This window comes from Gaetbulibacter sp. M240 (genome assembly GCF_043876815.1).
Classification (GTDB): Bacteria; Bacteroidota; Bacteroidia; order Flavobacteriales; family Flavobacteriaceae; genus Gaetbulibacter_A.
In genome coordinates this window covers 147582-166758 of record NZ_JBAWKA010000004.1, presented here as the reverse complement: position 1 = coordinate 166758, position 19177 = coordinate 147582, and the positions used below count along the sequence as shown (strand labels likewise).

General features: G+C 36.8%; 18 protein-coding genes. 10 read left to right on the top strand and 8 right to left on the bottom strand.

What is annotated here, in order from left to right; genetic code table 11:
- Window positions 1-116 precede the first annotated feature (116 nt).
- Window positions 117-1676: a hypothetical protein gene (locus tag V8G61_RS11975; RefSeq protein ID WP_394875968.1), complete on the top strand. Its 1560-nt coding sequence runs from the start codon at window positions 117-119 to the stop codon at window positions 1674-1676.
- A gap of 46 nt (window positions 1677-1722) precedes the next feature.
- Here V8G61_RS11975 and glyA read toward each other — a convergent pair whose 3' ends face one another.
- Window positions 1723-2994 (bottom strand): serine hydroxymethyltransferase, encoded by a 1272-nt coding sequence (glyA, locus tag V8G61_RS11970; RefSeq protein ID WP_394875967.1) that lies wholly within the window; start codon window positions 2992-2994, stop codon window positions 1723-1725.
- Between the two features lie 202 nt (window positions 2995-3196).
- Here glyA and fahA point away from each other — a divergent pair, with 202 nt between their 5' ends.
- From fahA to V8G61_RS11950, 4 genes are all read left to right on the top strand, one after another.
- Complete coding sequence (gene fahA / locus V8G61_RS11965) at window positions 3197-4477, top strand: fumarylacetoacetase (RefSeq protein WP_394875966.1); 1281 nt, start codon at window positions 3197-3199, stop codon at window positions 4475-4477.
- Window positions 4478-4602: 125 nt separating this feature from the next.
- Window positions 4603-5778 (top strand): hypothetical protein, encoded by a 1176-nt coding sequence (locus tag V8G61_RS11960; RefSeq protein WP_394875964.1) that lies wholly within the window; start codon window positions 4603-4605, stop codon window positions 5776-5778.
- A 32-nt stretch (window positions 5779-5810) separates the two neighbouring features.
- Entirely contained in the window at window positions 5811-6065 is a 255-nt protein-coding gene (locus V8G61_RS11955; RefSeq protein ID WP_394875963.1) for a hypothetical protein, read from the top strand.
- Window positions 6066-6423: 358 nt separating this feature from the next.
- Complete coding sequence (locus V8G61_RS11950; RefSeq protein ID WP_394875962.1) at window positions 6424-7200, top strand: hypothetical protein; 777 nt, start codon at window positions 6424-6426, stop codon at window positions 7198-7200.
- Window positions 7201-7263: 63 nt separating this feature from the next.
- Here the strand turns inward: V8G61_RS11950 and V8G61_RS11945 are convergent, their stop codons facing one another.
- The 3 genes from V8G61_RS11945 to ytxJ all read right to left on the bottom strand — a co-directional run bounded on the left by V8G61_RS11945 (window position 7264) and on the right by ytxJ (window position 9663).
- A complete protein-coding gene (locus V8G61_RS11945) occupies window positions 7264-8718 on the bottom strand; it encodes a transporter substrate-binding domain-containing protein (RefSeq protein ID WP_394875961.1) in 1455 nt (484 codons plus the stop codon).
- 121 nt (window positions 8719-8839) lie between these two features.
- Entirely contained in the window at window positions 8840-9250 is a 411-nt protein-coding gene (locus tag V8G61_RS11940) for a gamma-glutamylcyclotransferase (RefSeq protein WP_394875960.1), read from the bottom strand.
- 23 nt (window positions 9251-9273) lie between these two features.
- On the bottom strand, window positions 9274-9663 hold the full coding sequence (gene ytxJ, locus V8G61_RS11935; protein WP_394875959.1) for a bacillithiol system redox-active protein YtxJ: 390 nt from the start codon (window positions 9661-9663) through the stop codon (window positions 9274-9276).
- A gap of 195 nt (window positions 9664-9858) precedes the next feature.
- Here ytxJ and clpB point away from each other — a divergent pair, with 195 nt between their 5' ends.
- The 5 genes from clpB (at window position 9859) to V8G61_RS11910 (ending at window position 15556) form a co-directional block, all read left to right on the top strand.
- The gene (gene clpB, locus V8G61_RS11930) at window positions 9859-12465 is read left to right on the top strand and encodes an ATP-dependent chaperone ClpB (RefSeq protein WP_394875958.1); all 2607 of its coding nucleotides are present in this window, start codon (window positions 9859-9861) and stop codon (window positions 12463-12465) included.
- A 341-nt stretch (window positions 12466-12806) separates the two neighbouring features.
- On the top strand, window positions 12807-13556 hold the full coding sequence (gene deoC, locus V8G61_RS11925) for a deoxyribose-phosphate aldolase (protein ID WP_394875956.1): 750 nt from the start codon (window positions 12807-12809) through the stop codon (window positions 13554-13556).
- Between the two features lie 81 nt (window positions 13557-13637).
- Entirely contained in the window at window positions 13638-14309 is a 672-nt protein-coding gene (gene deoC / locus V8G61_RS11920; protein ID WP_394875955.1) for a deoxyribose-phosphate aldolase, read from the top strand.
- A 2-nt stretch (window positions 14310-14311) separates the two neighbouring features.
- Entirely contained in the window at window positions 14312-15010 is a 699-nt protein-coding gene (gene deoD / locus V8G61_RS11915; protein WP_394875954.1) for a purine-nucleoside phosphorylase, read from the top strand.
- Between the two features lie 75 nt (window positions 15011-15085).
- Window positions 15086-15556: a GNAT family N-acetyltransferase gene (locus V8G61_RS11910; protein WP_394875953.1), complete on the top strand. Its 471-nt coding sequence runs from the start codon at window positions 15086-15088 to the stop codon at window positions 15554-15556.
- A gap of 68 nt (window positions 15557-15624) precedes the next feature.
- On the opposite strand, the gene V8G61_RS11905 is transcribed toward V8G61_RS11910, so the two are convergent.
- From V8G61_RS11905 to V8G61_RS11890, 4 genes are read right to left on the bottom strand one after another with little or no spacing between them, the layout of a single operon-like run.
- The gene (locus V8G61_RS11905) at window positions 15625-16476 is read right to left on the bottom strand and encodes a biotin-dependent carboxyltransferase family protein (protein ID WP_394875952.1); all 852 of its coding nucleotides are present in this window, start codon (window positions 16474-16476) and stop codon (window positions 15625-15627) included.
- Window positions 16469-17203 carry a 5-oxoprolinase subunit PxpB gene (pxpB, locus tag V8G61_RS11900; protein WP_394875951.1) on the bottom strand — a complete coding sequence of 245 codons (735 nt, stop codon included), beginning with the start codon at window positions 17201-17203 and terminating at the stop codon, window positions 16469-16471. Before pxpB ends, V8G61_RS11905 begins: the two co-directional genes overlap by 8 nt.
- A gap of 1 nt (window position 17204) precedes the next feature.
- Window positions 17205-17945 carry a 5-oxoprolinase subunit PxpA gene (pxpA, locus tag V8G61_RS11895; RefSeq protein WP_394875950.1) on the bottom strand — a complete coding sequence of 247 codons (741 nt, stop codon included), beginning with the start codon at window positions 17943-17945 and terminating at the stop codon, window positions 17205-17207.
- Window positions 17945-19177, bottom strand: a complete 1233-nt coding sequence (locus V8G61_RS11890) for an Nramp family divalent metal transporter (protein ID WP_394875949.1) — start codon at window positions 19175-19177, stop codon at window positions 17945-17947. The genes pxpA and V8G61_RS11890 overlap by 1 nt, the downstream gene beginning before the upstream one ends.

Sequence of the window (19177 nt, the reverse complement as noted above, 5' to 3'; positions counted from 1 at the left end):
ATTTAGAACCCTTAAAATAATAACCAAAAAGAAACGTTTTTTTTTGGGTCAATAGCATCCATTCTAAATTCTTAAATTGAAAAGTTATATTTTAGCTTTTTCAACCAAAACGTCCCATGTTTAAAAAACTAGTTTATTTAATTGGTCTTATCTGCTTTCTAATGTTTTGGAGTTCTTGTCGAAAGGATTTCAATTTTACTAATAGTTCAGGACAACTTACCTTCTCCAAAGACACCGTTTATCTTGATACCGTATTTACCAATATTGGATCAAGTACCTATAATTTAAAAGTATATAATCGGAGTTCAGTCAATATTATAATTCCGTCTATTACTCTGGCTAATGGAACCACTTCAAATTACCGCTTGAATGTGGATGGTATGGCGGGTCAGGATTTTGAAAATGTCGAATTATTAGCCCGTGATAGTTTATATATTTTTATTGAAACGACTATTGATATAAATAATTATGGAAGTACCAATGGGAATTTTTTATACACCGATGCCATACAATTTGGTAGCGGAAATACAGTTCAGTCTGTCCCCTTGGTCACCCTGGTTAAAGACGCCATTTTTATCTACCCCAATAGAGATAACACCACAAAGGTTGTTGAAACACTAACATTGAATGTCGATGGCCAACCCACGGAAACCGATCTTCAAGGTCGCGAATTGATGCCTGAAGAACTTCGTTTTACCAATGAAAAGCCCTACGTTATTTATGGCTTTGCCGCGGTACCAAGTGGCGAAACTTTAATTATTGATGCGGGCGCAAGGCTTCATTTTCATGCCAATTCCGGAATTATTGTCAAAGAAGGCGCTAGTTTACAAGTGAACGGAGATTATAGCTCTGATCAAGAACTCTTGGAGAACGAAGTTATTTTTGAAGGTGACCGATTGGAACCGGAATACGCCGAAGTTCCCGGCCAATGGGGTACGATCTGGTTATACGACGGCAGTATCGAAAACCATATCAATTATGCAACAATAAAGAATGCATCTATCGGAATTTTGAGTGATGGTAATCCTAATGATCCAAATCCGAAATTAACCCTCAGCAATACACAGATCTATAACAGTTCCAGTTTTGGTGTCCTAGGTAGAAATACGGCTATATCAGGTGAAAATGTAGTTATTAACAAGGCAGGATTATCGGCTTTCGCCGGAACATTGGGCGGAAAATACAATTTCACACATAGTACATTGGCTAATTACTGGACAGGGAGTTTCAGACAGTTTCCCGCGTTGTTATTGAATAATTTTGTTTTAGATGAAGATAATAATGCGATACTAGCCGACCTGACAGAGGCCAATTTCAATAATTGTATCATTTACGGAAATGATAACCCTGAATTTATTTTAGATGAAATTGAAGACCCTGCTGTTAGTTTTAACTTCAAGTTTGATCATTGTCTCATTCGGTTCAATGATTCCAATAATAACTACACTGGGCCGAATTATGACTTTAATGATAACGCACATTATGAGGCAATAGTGTTCAATGAAGATCCCGCGTTTAAAGACCCGCAGAACAATCAATTGATCATTGGTGAAAATTCAGCAGCTGTTAATCTGGGATTTCTAGATTTCGCTTTACAGGTACCAACAGATCTATTGAATGTTGACCGCACTACTGCTCCGGATGCAGGAGCCTACCAACATATCACTTTCGAATAAAAAAGTCCCGCTTTTGCGGGACTTTATACAAATATGCACTTTCTATTTACACAAATAAAGGTTTGTCCTTCATCATCGCGTTCACTTTAGTCTTAACAGCTTCAAGTGTAGCTTCATCCTCATGATTTTCGATAACTTCATTTACCAGATCTACAATAGCTACCATATCAGCTTCTTTCAAACCACGTGTTGTAACGGCTGCAACACCCAAACGAATTCCAGAAGTTACAAATGGTGATTTATCATCAAAAGGAACCATATTCTTGTTCGCAGTAATATCGGCTTTCACTAAAGCTTGTTCGGCGTCTTTACCAGAAATATTCTTATTTCTAAGATCAATAAGCATCATGTGGTTATCTGTTCCACCCGAAATAATATGATAATCTTTTGCTACCAGAGCTTTAGCCATAGCGTCGGCATTTTTCTTAACCTGAAGTTGGTAATGCAAAAATTCATCGGTCAAGGCTTCACCAAATGCAATAGCCTTAGCCGCAATAATATGTTCTAGAGGCCCGCCCTGGTTTCCAGGAAATACCGCAGAATCGAGCAGGGAGGACATCTTCCGTAAACTACCATTCTTTAAAGTAATCCCGAATGGATTATCGAAATCCTTACCCATCATAATCATACCGCCACGTGGACCACGTAAGGTTTTGTGAGTAGTGGTTGTTACGACATGACAGTGCGGTAATGGATCATTCAAAATGCCTTTGGCGATCAATCCGGCCGGATGTGAAATATCTGCTAAAAGTAGTGCGCCAACACTATCAGCAATGGTTCTAAAACGTTCAAAATCGATATCCCGGGAATACGCTGAAGCACCTGCTATAATTAACTTAGGCTGCTCCTTAGTTGCAATTTCCTGAATAATATCGTAATTTAATACTCCAGTTTCTTTTTCCACACCATAAAAAACAGGTGTATATAATCGTCCTGAAAAATTCACGGGTGAGCCGTGTGTTAAATGTCCCCCGTGAGATAGGTCAAAACCTAATATTTTATCGCCCGGATTTAAGCAGGCATGATAAACAGCTGTATTGGCCTGACTTCCGGAGTGCGGTTGCACATTTACATATTCAGCTCCGAACAGGGTTTTAGCACGGTCGATGGCAATCTGCTCTACTTCATCAACCACTTCACAACCGCCATAATAACGTTTTCCTGGATAACCTTCAGCGTATTTATTGGTCAAAACGGAACCTGCCGCTTCCATAACTTGTTGGCTTACAAAATTCTCAGAAGCAATCAGTTCTATACCGTGTAATTGGCGTTGGTGTTCTGCTTCAATAAGTTCAAAAATCTGTTCGTCGCGTTGCATAAATTGTTTTCTTTTTTGATGTTGTACAAAAATAGCAAATACAATAGTTTTTCACATTAAAAATCCCATAATAGAAATTAACTTTTCAACCATTTTATTAACGTTTATCATATGAATAGATTTTTTCTGATTTTTTCAATTAAAATAAAAAAAATGTGTACGTTTGATAAGAATTGAATAAAAAGAAAATAAAGTAAAGCATATGCCGATATCCGCCAATAATCCAGATAGAAAATCGTGGTTACACGTTGATAAAAATTCAGATTTCCCTATTCAAAACATACCGTTTGGGGTGTTCTTAACGCGTGATGATATCATTACTATTGGAACCCGAATTGGAGATACAGCTATCGATTTAGGAGCATTACATCAATTGGGATATTTTGATGGTATTCCTTTAACGGATGATATTTTTTTGCAAGATACTTTAAACGATTTTATTGCAGACGGCCGTAAAACCTGGCGAGCCGTTCGGAATCGAATTGCTGAAATTTTTGACAGCAATAACCCGGTTTTAAAGGATAATAAACACCATAAGGAAATCGTGTTGTTCCGTTTAGATGAAATCGAAATGCAGCTTCCGGTTCAAATTGGAGACTATACGGATTTTTACTCAAGCATGGAGCATGCCACGAATGTTGGAAGCATGTTTAGAGACCCTGATAATGCACTATTACCCAACTGGCTTCACATCCCCGTGGGCTACCATGGAAGAAGCTCTTCAATAATTCCTTCGGGAATCCCGGTGCATCGCCCTCAGGGACAAACGTTACCTAATGGGGCAACAGAACCTGTATTCGGACCAAGTAAATTGGTAGATTTCGAATTGGAAATGGCCTTCATAACCACGGATGCAAACGATCTTGGCGAACCTATTCCAACGAACGAAGCCGAAGAATATATTTTCGGGTTGGTCCTATTAAACGATTGGAGTGCTCGAGATATTCAAAAATGGGAATATGTGCCCTTAGGCCCGTTTTTAGCAAAAAACTTCGCTTCCTCTATTTCTCCCTGGATCGTTACTTTAGATGCTTTAGAACCTTTCAGATGTGACGGGCCGAAACCGGTTAAACCACAACTGGACTACCTGAAATATAAGGGTAAAAAGAGCTACGATATTCATTTGGAAGTAGCCATTCAGCCAGAAGGCGCCAAGGAAACTATTGTAAGCCACTCTAACTTTAAATACATGTATTGGACAATGGTGCAGCAACTGGCGCATCATACTATTAATGGGTGTCCCGTGAATTCAGGCGACATGATGGGTAGCGGTACAATTTCAGGTCCGACTCCTGATTCTTACGGGTCTATGCTCGAGCTCACCTGGAAAGGTGAAAAACCATTAAAAATGAAGGATGGTTCGGAACGAAAGTTTATCAACGACAATGATACGGTGATTATGAGAGGCCATTGTGAAAAGGATGGCACACGAATTGGGTTTGGTGAAGTGTCTACCAAATTACTTCCAATTTACAAAAAATAATATTTTTCTTACATAAAATATACGTAAAAATACATTTTAACTAAGAAATTTGCATTTTAACCATGTTTTAAGTACTTTGGCACCAATTTTGGAACAACAGACCAAACAACTTTAAAACATGCCCCATGAAAAAATCACTACTCACTAGTTTCGTAATTTTAATTATACTATCCTGCAGTACGCGGCGCCAAATGGAAAAAGCCGTAAGTGTAGGTAATTACGACCAGGCTATTGAAAGCGCCATTGAAAGACTCAGAGTTAACAAGGATAAGCGGAGCAAATCAGATATTATCGTGCTGCTACAAGACTCCTACAATAAAGCCTCTGAACGCGATATTAACGATATCAAGTATTTAAAAACGGATAACAACCCCGAAACTTTTATTCAAATTTACGATAAGTATGTCGCGCTTGATAATCGTCAGGAACGCATTAAACCTCTACTCCCCTTGTACGTTAATGGCAGGGAAGTGAACTTTAATTTTAAGAACTATAATGTTGACATTGTAACATTTAAAAACAAAGCTTCCGATTATATGTACGACAAAGCTCAGGGCTTATTAAATACAAATAATAAATTGGATGCCAGAGAAGCTTATAATAGTTTAAGTATTATTGAAAATATAAATCCAAATTACAGAGACGTCAATCAATTAAGGGATCTGGCCCACTTAAAAGGTGCCGATTTTGTTTTGGTTGATATGGTGAATGAATCCGGAAAAGTGATTCCTCAACGTTTGGAAAATGACCTTTTGAACTTCAGTAGTTATGGTTTAAACAATTTCTGGACTATTTATCACAGTGCTCCCGAAGATGGTATTAATTATAACTACAACATGAAAGTAGGATTCAGACAGATCAACATTTCACCCGAACAAATTAAAGAACGTCAGCTGACCAAAGAAAAACAAATCGTTGATGGTAAGAAAGAATTAATCAAAAATGGCAAAGTTGTAAAAGACAGTCTTGGCAACGTTATTAAGGTGGACAATTATAAAACCGTAAGTTGTACCTATTACGAGTTTAAGCAATTTAAAGCCACTCAGGTTGTGGGCAACGTTGAATATTATAACGTACAAACCAACCAACTGGTAGATGCCTTCCCTATAAGCAGTGAATTTGTTTTTGAGCATATTTATGCAACGGCAAATGGCGATCGTAGAGCTCTAGCTACGGATTTAATTCCATTTTTAGAACGGCGTGCAGTACCGTTCCCAACGGAAGAACAAATGATTTATGATACTGGTGAAGACCTCAAACTCAAACTCAAAAGTATTATTAACAGCTATACTTTTAATTAAGTCAATAAGGGTTTGCATTAAGATAAAAAAGCATGAAGCAAGCTAACGAAGAGCCAGGACGCCAAAAAAAATCATTAAAAAAACATGCTTTAATAGCCGCGGCAATAGGAATTTTAATTGCATTTGCCTTTGGAAAGATGATCGCTCCTAATAATCCAAATTATGGAGGAAGTGGTGGTTATCATACTATTGTAATGGCTGTATTAGGGCCAATTATTGTTATATTTTGCGCATTATTTGGCCTTTTGTTTGCCCTTATTTACAACAAAATTAACTCTAAAAAATAAGTTTAGTGACACCTGAGCGTGGCTTCGTTTTATTTTGATGTCAGATAATTCAAATTTAGATCCTCAAAGTCTTCAGAGTCAACTTAAACCTATATTAATTATAATTCTTATAAAGCCTTTCTTAACGAAATTGTTAAGGGTTTTAAGTTTACTCAAATTCCAAAGTATTAATATTAACAATATATAGGATCCAATTAAATTGGATCCTTTTTTAATTCGAATTAAAAAATATTGTAAATTTATAATTCTCTTTTCTTTCATAAGAATCTAACCTCAAGTAGTTTGGTGCCCAATTTATATTGAGTCTAGCTTACTTCACGTTAAGGATGTTATTCATTATTAACCAAACTAAAGACTTATGAAAAAATTATTAATGATTATTCTGTTAGCTTTATTAAGCTTTCCCGTATTGGCTCAAGATGACCTTTTTATCATTTTTGAGTTAATGCATGTCGACAACGAACAGGAGGGTGATTATGCCCAAACTGAACAGTTTTGGAAAAAAATACATGCACAACGCGCTGCTGATGGAAGTATTGTTGGTTGGGACCTGTGGTCCTTACTTCCTGGCGGTGAAGATCAAGGTTATCAATATGCTACGGCAACCTTATTTGATTCTGCAGAAAAGATGTTCGCTCCTGTTGATTATATGAAATACGCCAAAGCAGCCTACCCGGATATGTCTGATGAGGATTTAAACAAAAGATTGTGGAGCGCAGGAAAAACTCGAGATCTTGCTGTGAGAACCTATCTTCATGAATTGGCGAGTACGACCGGAGGTGAAGAAATGAAAGTAGGAACAGTAGCATATATGGATTATATGAAAGCACCTATGGACGGTTTTGATGCTTATGAAACCGCAGAAAAAACATTATTTCAACCGATGCATCAGAAAATGGTAGATAATGGAAGTAAGAGTTATTGGGGACTATTACGTATCATGATCCCTTTTGGAAGTGACACCTATGCTTCACATATGACTGTTAATATGTTTAAAAACGTAAAGCAGGCGCTTTCGGCTAATGCGTTTGACCCAGACCTCTCTGAGGACCAAATAAAGAAAATTAATGAGGCTATGCAAACCCGAGATATGAAGTTTGTTTATATGGCCACACTTATTGAGATGGTGCGCTAAGTATTAATAACCATTTAAAAAATCACCTAAAACATTAACGATTTTGTTTTAGGTGATTTTTATTTAGGTATTAATGACCTGTTTATAGAGCTCGTAACGTTCAAAAATTTGGATTACGTAATTATAGGGTTCTATACCCCGAACATAACCATATTTAACAACCGGATCATTATACATTTTAGGTTTGCTTAGTTCAAGAATCATCAACTCGACATTATCATCCCACTTTTCGGGATCAAGCCCTTTTTTTAGTGCTAAACGTTGGGCATCTATTACATGATATAACCCACAGTTATAAGATGCCAGAGTGAATTTAATACGCTGAATGGAATCGGTTACTTTTTCGAAATTAGACCATATTTGCTTTAGATATTTGGTTCCACCACGGATGCTTTGCTCAGGATCAGTAGGATCTGTAACACCAAGATCTTTGGCGGTAGCTGGCATAATTTGCATAAGCCCTTCAGCATTTGCCCACGATTTATCTTTTGGATCAAATCGTGATTCCTGATAAACCTGAGATGTGAGTAGAAGCCAATCCCAATTCAAGGTTTTGGAATAATTTTTTAGGATCTTGTCGTAGGGACTGATTTGGTTCTTATTAAGACTGTAAAACTGACTTTTTGCACGACTTCGAAAAGCCTTTTTATTTTTAAAATACTTATTATAAATCACATTATAATCCACCTTTCTTTTCATGGTTTTTAACCATTTATTGGTGGCTTTTAAAAGATCAGGTGAACTTAAACGTGTTACCCAGGCAATCCGTTGGGAAAAACTAACCGGAACACTGATATCTAAAACAGGGAAGTTAGCCTCCATTATACTGGCAATATTGTAGTCTGATATGGTATATTCGTATTCACCCTGAGCTACATTTTGAATGATTTGATCTGTAGAAAGTTCCCCGGGAAGTTCTTTAATATGAATGGGGCCACCAAGTTCTTCAGATAGATTTTGTATACGTTCTTTGTAAGCTGAATTTGCCCTGATATGAACCGTATCATTAAGTAATTCAATAGCATCATGAACCATGGCATTCTCTAATTTATGCCAATGCATGGTTCGCCAATTATCCGGTTTTTTTTGAACCAAAACCTGTTTTGTGAGGTATAAATAATCCGTAAAGGCAACTTCTTTCTTCCGCTCCTTGGTAATAGTAAGTCCGTGGGCGATGATATCCCCTTCTCCATTATTTAATTTTTCAAACAATTCATCAATGTTTTGAACAACTATTAATTCCAGCTCTAAACCAAGGTGCTCTGCAAATCGCTTTAACAATTCGTACTCGTAACCCATAGGTCGGCCTTTATACAAAAAATAAGTTGTAGCGCTATAAACTGTTAACGCACGTATTTTTCCGAGTTTTTTAATATCCTTAAGATCCCAGTCAATGGATTCATAGGTTACTTTTGAAGATGAAGAATTCTCAGAACCTTTATCCAGGCAAGAAGAAAATCCAATTAAAATAATAAAAAGAAGTGTGAAACTTTTGGATGAGAATTTATTTATTTTCATGGGTTGGTTTAACTAACTTTAGGCGGAAATAACTGCAAAACACACCTTTAAGTAAACCAATAATATAACTAAGTTTAGCGTTTAAACCAAAAATAAATTATAAAACCCTAAAAATCAGTAACTATTGACTTTTGAAATTTAAATAGTTGCCATCAGGAATCCGTTGCAATTTTCGCACAGGTAAATTGTAAAGATACACCCAACTCTCCACCTGAGAACCTTGTTTTAAATTTACCGTATTTAATTCACGTCTAAATAAATAAGGCTCGTCGTAACCAGGCCCAAAACCCTCATAATCATCTAAAACAGAGAGTACCTTCGATTCATTATTAAGTTTAAAAATATGACCGTAAACCTTATCCGAGCTATTATCGCTCAACACAGCACCGGGAAACCAGGACACTAAATATAATTTTCCATTAAAAAACCCTTCCCCTAAAAACTCGCTATAAATACTAAGAAGGTCAGCCATCTTGTTATTTTGACCTTTCAATAGCGATCCATAAACAAAAAGATAGGCTGAATGATCCATCTTAAGTTATTTTTTAAATTAATTTAAATGTATTGGTCCAAATTAATGGTGTTAATACCATTATGTGAATCGTGTTTTACAACGATCTCATTTTTAATAATTAATAATTGGGGAGATTCGTGAGTTACCCCAAAAATTTCGGCAATGGCATTTGAAACCGACCTGTAATCTATGATATCCAAAAAATATAAATCGACTTGATTTTCTGAAAGATCATAGGCCTTTTTAAACCTGTTGAGCACCATTTGGCTAATACCACAACGTGAAGAATGTTTAAAAATAATTTGAGCTTTTCCCTCTGACCTTTTTTTAATATTATCTATTTGAATTTCATCCGTTAATGCATTCCACGGAAGATCCTGAATATCCGGCTCGTGATTAGAACCTCCAAAAAGTTTATTTAATAAACCCATATTTGAAATTTTTCTTTTAACAATTTTCAATTAAGTCGCATCATTTCTCAAAGCTTACAAACTGACGAAAAGTCACGATATTCCTAAAACAGGAGGACATTTTGTCCTGCTCTGCACCATGGTAAGATTATTGACCATAGTATGATGAACGAAATGATAAAAACCCTCCTTTCAGGAGTGCAAATATAAAATATTATGAATTTAAATAACTATACGATAAAATCGCAGGAAGCCATACAACAGGGGCAGCAAATCGCTCAAAGTTATGGCCACCAACAAATAGAAAATGAACACCTTTTCAAAGGTATTTCCGAAGTTGATGAAAACGTATTACCTTTTCTATTGAAGAAACTTAATGTTAATGGCATTACTCTAAATCATTCTCTGGACAAGCAATTGGAGAGTTTTCCAAAAGTTTCTGGTGGTGAAATCATGTTATCCCGTGAAGCAGGAAAAACACTAAATGAAGCCGCGATCTACGCCAAGAAAATGAAAGATGATTTCGTGTCGATCGAGCATTTAATCCTTGCTATTTTAAAATCTAAAAGTTCGATAGCACAAATGTTAAAAGATCAAGGGGTTACAGAAAAAGATCTCACAGCCTCCATCCAAGAACTACGAAAAGGTGAAAACGTGACCTCTCAAAGTCAGGAAGAAACCTATAATGCTTTGAACAAGTATGCAAAAAATTTAAATCAGTTAGCTAAGGACGGCAAACTAGATCCGGTAATTGGGCGCGATGAGGAAATCAGACGAATCCTTCAAATTCTTTCACGACGCACCAAGAACAATCCTATTTTAGTAGGAGAACCAGGCACTGGTAAAACTGCTATTGCAGAAGGCTTAGCTCATCGAATTATTGATGGCGATATCCCTGAAAACTTAAAGGAAAAACAAATTTTTGCTTTAGATATGGGCGCCCTGATTGCCGGAGCGAAATATAAAGGTGAGTTTGAAGAACGCCTGAAAGCGGTGATCAAGGAAGTAACCTCAAGCGAAGGTGACATTGTCCTTTTTATAGATGAGATCCATACCCTAGTTGGTGCCGGTGGCGGACAAGGCGCCATGGATGCGGCTAACATTCTGAAACCTGCACTTGCTCGTGGTGAATTAAGAGCCATTGGCGCAACAACGTTAGATGAATATCAAAAATATTTTGAGAAGGACAAGGCTTTGGAGCGTCGTTTTCAAAAGGTTACCGTGAACGAACCAGATACGGAAAGCGCTATTTCTATTTTACGCGGTATAAAAGAAAAGTATGAAACACACCACAAGGTGCGCATTAAGGATGACGCTATTATTGGCGCTGTAGAATTATCGCAACGTTATATTACCAACAGATTCTTACCGGATAAGGCCATTGATTTAATGGATGAAGCCGCATCAAAAATGCGCATGGAGATCAATTCTAAACCCGAAGAACTCGACGTTCTGGATCGTAAGATCATGCAATTGGAAATTGAAATAGAAGCTATAAAGCGTGAAAAAGATGAGAACAAATTAAAATCTTTACGTGCTGATCTTGCTAATTTCAAAGAACAACGCAACGATATTAATGCGAAATGGAAAAGCGAAAAGGAGGTTGTTGATAATATTCAAAATAGCAAACAAGCGATTGAAAACTACAAGCTTGAAGCAGAACGCGCAGAACGAGAAGGCGATTATGGTAAGGTTGCCGAGCTACGATATGGCAAGATAAAAGAGGCTCAAGAACAACTTGAAAAATACCAGGAACAGTTGCAAGAGCAATCAGAAAACTCATTGATTAAAGAAGAGGTAACCTATGAGGACATTGCAGAAGTTGTGGCCAAATGGACCGGTATTCCGTTAACCAAAATGCTTCAAAGCGATCGTGAAAAATTACTGAAACTTGAGAACGAATTGCACAAACGGGTTGTAGGACAGGATGAGGCCATTGAAGCTGTAAGCGATGCCGTGAGACGTAGCAGGGCAGGATTACAAAACCCACAAAAACCCATTGGATCCTTTTTATTCCTTGGTACTACCGGCGTTGGTAAAACAGAATTAGCCAAGGCCCTTGCGGAATATCTTTTTGATGATGAAAAGGCTATGACACGAATTGACATGAGTGAATATCAGGAACGCCATGCGGTTAGCAGATTGGTGGGTGCCCCTCCGGGATACATAGGTTATGATGAGGGTGGTCAATTAACAGAGGCTGTTCGACGTAAACCCTATTCTGTGGTTTTACTGGATGAGATTGAGAAAGCACACCCGGATACCTTTAATATTTTACTTCAGGTACTGGATGAAGGCCATTTAACAGACAACAAAGGACGTTTAGCCGATTTTAAAAACACAATCATTATTATGACCTCGAACATTGGCAGCCAGATCATTCAAAGCCATTTTGAAGCTACCAAGGATATTAATTCAGCTATGGAAACCGCTAAAATTGAGGTTTTAGCTTTACTCAAACAAAGCGTACGACCAGAGTTTTTAAATCGAATTGATGAAACCATCATGTTTACACCTTTAAGTAAGGAAAATATCGAGGATATTGTAACCTTACAACTTAAAAATGTTAGCAAAATGTTAGGCAAACAAGGGATTACATTCGATGCCACGCCTGAAGCTAAAGCTTATTTGGCAGATAAAGGTTACAACCCTGAATATGGAGCCCGCCCTGTTAAACGAGTGATCCAAAAAGAAGTTCTAAACGGTTTGAGTAAGGAGATCCTTTCAGGTAAAATAACCACTGATAGTATTATACTCCTAGATGCTTTTGATGAAAAGTTAGTATTCAGGAACCAAGACAATTTAGTATCGGAAGAATCTTGAACAAAGAAAATAAAAAATATTTGATGTAACTTTTTCCTTATAACAGCGTCATTAAATTGGTTGGTTAGTTAAAAAGCAACATAAATCTTTCTTTAAAGGGGCGTGTTGCTTTTTTTATGCTAAAAAATATATAAGAAAAAGCCATGTAAAGTCTTCTAGGATATATTGAAAATATATACCCAATTAGTGTATTTCATCCCCATTTCATCTAGTTATCAACACGTTTTGTCGATAAATTTTTACATATTAAATAAAAAAATCAGGTAAAATGTTTACATTAGCCGTGTAAAAGCAACAATTTTTACAAAACCTAAACCTAAATCTAATACCTACTTATTACAATGAACATTTATCAACACATTGATTACACCCTGTTGGAACCTACAACAACAGAAAGTGAAGTCATCGACTTATGTGTTGAAGCCAAAAATTTTGGTTTTAACGCAATCTGCATTAACAGTTGTTATGTATCAATAGCAAAAAAGTTACTCAAATTTACTGATGTTAAAGTAAGCACCGTAATTGGTTATCCTTTAGGAGCCATGGCTACTGCTTCGAAAGTCTACGAAGCAAAAAAAGCCATTGAAGATGGTGCCGACGAAATTAATATGGTAATTAATCTTGGGTATCTTAAAAGCGAAAAATATATTTCCATGCTTCAGGATATCAGCAAGGTAAAACAAGCTATTGGATCGACACCGCTTACTGTTATTATTGAAATTTCAGAGCTCAGCAAAAACGAAATCATTAAAGCTTGTGATATCTGCTTAAAGGGTAACATTGACTACGTAAAAACTTCAACAGGATATTCAAAAAATGGCGCCACATTAACCGCCGTAAAAATGATTAAGAAAACACTTAAGGATCAGGCTAAAATTATTGCCTCTGGTGGTATTGAAGACTTTGAAACAGCTATTAAATATGTTGAGGCCGGAGCCGATCGGGTTGCCTCGTCATACATTTCAGGCTTAAAAAAAAAGTCACAACAACAAAGGAATAAGGCCATTTTCCAAAATTACTTGGATTCTCGGAGCAACAACGATCAAGTTTCCGAACCTCCGATGAAAAATATGAGCCTTTCAAAAAACTAAGTTTATCTATAATAATATTTCAGAGTAAGCATTTTTCCATATTTGTTTAATACATTTGGATAGTTTAAAGTGATTTTCACTATGCCATCGTTAAACAATTATATAGATCATACCCTATTAAAACCTACGGCTTCAAGAAATGATATTATTGCGCTTTGTAAAGAAGCTAAAGAATATCAATTTCATTCTGTTTGTGTCAACAGCTGCTACGTCGGCCTGGCCAAATCAGAACTAAGCGGTTCGTCTATTAGGGTATGTTCTGTTGTTGGGTTTCCCCTCGGCGCCATGAATACTGTAGCTAAAGTAGAAGAGGCTCGCAGAGCAATACATGATGGTGCCCATGAAATTGATATGGTTTTTAATATAGGTTTTTTTAAAAGTCAGGACTATCAAGCCGTTATAAATGATATTTCAGAGGTAAAGAAACTCATGCCTCATGCGATATTAAAAGTTATCATTGAAACCTGCTACTTAAAGGATTTCGAGATTACCAAAGCTTCAGAATTAGTGATCAAAGCCGGAGCTGATTTTATAAAAACCTCAACAGGCTTTGGTTCAAGAGGAGCTTCTATTCAAGATATTGAACTCATTAAAAAAGCCATCCAACCAAAAGATAAGGTAAAAATAAAGGCGTCTGGGGGCATTCGCGATCCCAAAACAGCTTTGGAATATATCACACTCGGCGTAGATCGTTTAGGGACCTCTTCAGGAATTGCGATTGTTTCAAATCAAATTTCAAATTCAGATTATTAATCATGAGTATACACATTGAGGCTAAAAAAGGCAGTATTGCCGAAACGATCCTACTTCCAGGAGATCCGCTGCGTGCAAAATGGATCGCTGAAGAATTCTTTGATAACCCACAATGCTTTAATACCATCAGAGGAATGCTGGGTTATACAGGCTATTACAAATCGAAACGCATTTCCGTAATGGGAACCGGCATGGGCATTCCCTCTATTTCCATTTATGCGCATGAACTGATCACTGAATACAAGGTAAAGAACCTAATTCGTGTTGGCAGCGCAGGATCTTATCAAAAAGAGATTAATATTAGAGATATTGTAATTGCCATGTCTGCCTCTTCTAATTCGAGTATCAACCGTAATCAATTCGATGGTGCAAACTTTTCACCAACAGCTGATTTTAACTTATTTCAAAAAGCCATAGAAGTGGCAAAAATAAAGAGTATTGATGTGAAAGCGGGTAATATTTTAACCTCAGACGAATTCTATAGTAATAAGCCTGATCAATATAAATTGTGGGCAGATTATGGGGTCCTATGTGTTGAAATGGAAACCGCCGGTCTATATACCATGGCAGCTAAGCTAAAAGTACATGCACTTTCTATTCTTACCATTGCAGATTCCTTGGTTAGTGGTGAACATACAACCTCGGAAGAAAGACAATCTACCTTCAAAGAAATGATTGAAATCGCTATTGAACTCGCTTGATCCATGATTGAGGTCACCAATCGTTTATATTTAGAACCTATTGCAGAGCAGCATCAAAAGCCATTGATGACCCTCATGAAAAATATTTACCCACCATCCTACGAGCATTTGTGGGTAAATGAAAATTCTGAATGGTATTTGCAACAATGTTTTTCTTTAGAAAATCTAGTATCTGAACTTAATGAAGACCTGTGTTTTTATAGTTTTATTATTTATGAGGATAAACGTGTTGGAATTCTTCGCTATTGCTACAATACCAAAATCTCTGAAGCATCTCAACAAAATGCTGTATTTTTACACCGCCTATACTTAAATCAGGAATTACACGGAAAAGGACTGGCACATGAATTAATGATACATGTGGAAAAACAGGCTGTTTTAAAGAAAAACAAATACATATGGTTAAAAGCCATGGACACCCAAATGCAGGCTATTCGATTTTACCAAAAAGAAGGTTTTGAAACCATTGGATCCGAGCGTCTTGATTTTAAAAAAATGCTGAGAGACTTCAGAGGAATGATTATAATGCGCAAATCACTTCAATAAAACACACTCAATTCCAAACTTATATTATAAATAGATAGTTTAATTGAAATAATTTAAGATTCTATTTATCAATATTTTAATAATTTAAATTTTATTTCATCCATAAACTTTTTTTGCCCCAGAACAGCTATGGCTTCTTCTTTCAATTGAAGCACCCTGGGATACCCGCCTGTAGTCTGACAATCACGCATTAAAACGATAAGTTTTCCTGAAGGTGTTAACTGCACGGTTCCAGGGAGTACTCCTGAGGTTAGAATTGGATCTAGGTTATTTTCAAGCAATTCCTCTAACTGATAAGCCATTCGGTTGTTTAGTTTGGAAACATGAAACACAGAATTAAAAAGTTGTTCCTGTTGCACTTTGGTAAGAAACTCAAATTCAGGACCTTGAAATACCTCCAAGATTTTCGAGTCTAAATATGTCCTATCAACCTTTAAGTGCGCATGTTGATTTAGACTTTCTTTTTTGAGAGGAATCACCTTTAGCTCATCTCCAGCTTTTAGAATATGACTAACAGTTATATTTGGATACATACTGCGACTTCCTAAAACTAATGGAGTTTGAAAACCACCAATAACACCTATATAGCCGCGAATACCACGTTTTAAGCCACCAAAAGACAAAACAGACCCCTTGTTTACCAATACGCTTTTATTAAGCTCTAAAGCTTTATTATCTATTTTAGCCTGCATTTCAGCGCCTGTAATTGCGATACAGGTGTCAATTTCAAACATAAGCTTCACGCCTACCATAGTCTGCTCGATCACAGCGTTATTCTCATCATTACCGAGCAAGGCGTTCGCAAGCCGGGCTGCACGGTCATCCATAGCTCCCGAGTAAGGAACGCCGATACCCTGGAATCCAAAACGTCCCAAATCTTGAATAGTGGAATACAAACCTGCAGACAATACTTTAATCACGGATCACCTCCCTTTCTATTTCGTAAACACCATGGTCTACAAGCTTTTTTATGTCGTCATATTTTTTTTTGTTTATTTCATAAAAAGCTACCTCATCACCTGGTTTAGCAAAGCAAGGCTCGTCTTTATTCACATCAAAAAAGGTCATTGGTGTATTTCCAATAACATGCCAGCCTCCCGGACTTTCATTTGGATAAACTCCTGTTTGATTCCCGCCTATTGCCACAGCACCTTTTGGAACATTCAATTCCGGAGAAGCCTTTCGGGGTAAATGTAAACGATCATCCAAGCCTCCTAAATACAAGAATCCCGGCAAGAAGCCAATAAAATAAACGAGATAAGAATGAGCTGTATGCAGTTTTACAACATCTTCAGAATTCATCTTTTTTATTTCTGAAAATGCATTGAGGTCAGGGGCGTATTCCGATTCATAACACACTGGTATTTTCCATAAATACCGTCGTGATTTAATAGATTTATATTTTTCATTATAGATTTTGTCTATATGAGCCAATTCATCCTTGTAGTTTTTAATTTTATGTTCATAAACAACTAGTAATGAATTAAATGATATCTTTAAGTCAACTATTTGTTTAATACCATTTTTCTCAATTTTTTCCTTGAAATTAATGATTTCTCCTATAATACCCCGATCTATTTCTTTTTTCCACTCAACTAAAATAGCACGTTCACCAAAACGTTTATACAAGACGTTTTTCGATTTCATATCATCTTATTTTATACCCCATATCGGTTAATTTTTTATTAAGATCCATTAACAGATTTTCCGCATTAGGGTGATCACCATGGACACAAAATGTATCCGCTTTAATAACAATTCGGTTGCCTGATACAGTATTTACTTGATGATATAAAACCATGGAAAGAAGATGTTCTAAGACAGCACTAGTTTCTGTAATTATAGCATTCGGTTCAGTTCTTGAAACCAAGGTTAGGTCGTCGTGGTAATTTCGATCTGCAAAGGCTTCATAAGTTATGGGTATATCTTGTTGAAGAGCCAAATCAGCAATAACAGATTTGTAGGGTACAAATAACTTAACAGGAATAGCGATACTTTTAATTAATTCAATAATTACAGCGGCTATGTTCTCATCAACTGCAGCTAAGTTATATAGGGCGCCATGAGGTTTAATATGATGAAGTCTGGCATGAGCTTTTTCCAAAACACTCATAAAATCGTCTAATTGGTGTTTTAAAGCATAAAATAAAGCCGAATAAGAAATATCCATAGGTAAGCGTCCAAAGTTTTCTTTATCCGGAAACGAAGGGTGTGCTCCTATCTTCACGCGATGCTCTAATGCCAAATCTACTATCTTTCGCATGCTTTCATGGGTTCCGGCATGACCGCCACAGGCAATATTACATGAAGCGATGTAAGGCATTATGAATGACTCATTATCCAAACCTTCACCCATATCAACATTAATGTCGATGGTTTTTAAGTCCATTAAAAAAGATTTAATTCAAAAACAGTGCTCAAAGTTTTCAGTGATAGTAAGATACTAATTACTAAAATGAAAACACTGAAAACATTTTGAATTTTTGTGTTTTTATACCTTCCAAGAATAGTTTGTTTGTTCACAATCCAAATTAAAACCCCAGCAATAATTGGAAGCAACACTCCATTAGCGACTTGAGCAAATCGAATGATATCGATGGGTTTAAAACCTAAAGATGAACTCAGAACTCCGAGGATGATAATAATCATCCAAATAGCACGAAATGGTCTTGTTCCCATATCTGTAGACCATCCTAGACAACCACAAAATACGTAAGCCGCTGCTAAGGGTGCCGTGATGGCACTGGTAATACCCGCTGCTAATAATCCCAGAGCAAGAAAATATTTTGCATTTATACCAAATAGTGGCTCCAAGCTTTGAGCTAATCCTGCGGCATCCATGACCTGACTTCCCTGCATAGCCGAACCGGCTATAATAATACTCATAGACACCAAACCACCCAGGACTATCGCTATAACTGTGTCCTTTCTCGCATGGGGCAAAAATTTTTCGGAGGACCATTTTGCTTTTACTAATGCTGCATGAAGAAAAATATTGTAAGGCACCACAGTTGTACCAATTAGACCCACAACTGTCAAAAGGCTATTCGGCTCTGAAAAACCGGGTAAAAAAACACCTTTTAGAATCGAAGAAATATCGGGTCTTGTTAGGATCGCGGTAATAATAAAGGCCAAACTCATCAAAAACACGAGGACCATCAAAACTTTTTCAAGGATTTTGTAATTGCCAATTAAAAGCAACGCAAAAGCAGCGCCTCCAATAACAAAACTTAAAGCATTAAACGAAAACCACCCCAGATCGATATAACTATTTCCTGTGATTGCTTCAAGGCCTAAAACGCCTCCAGAAATATTTCCTGCCTCATAAGCTGTATTTCCGATAACAATAGCTGCTAAAATTAGGAGAATTACCAAGGTTTTAAGCAACGGGTTTCTTATTTCCGTCTTTAAAATTTCAGTTATTCCCTTTTGAGTTACCAACCCAATTCGAGCAGACATTTCTTGCAGAACAAGGGTGGAGCCTATAGCCAGAACCATAGCCCACAATAGTGCGTAGCCAAAACCAACACCAGCTAGGATACAGGTGGTTACTGTACCCGGGCCAATAAATGCCGCAGCAATCAAAGGACCGGGACCGATATTTTTAAACCAGTTTTTCAA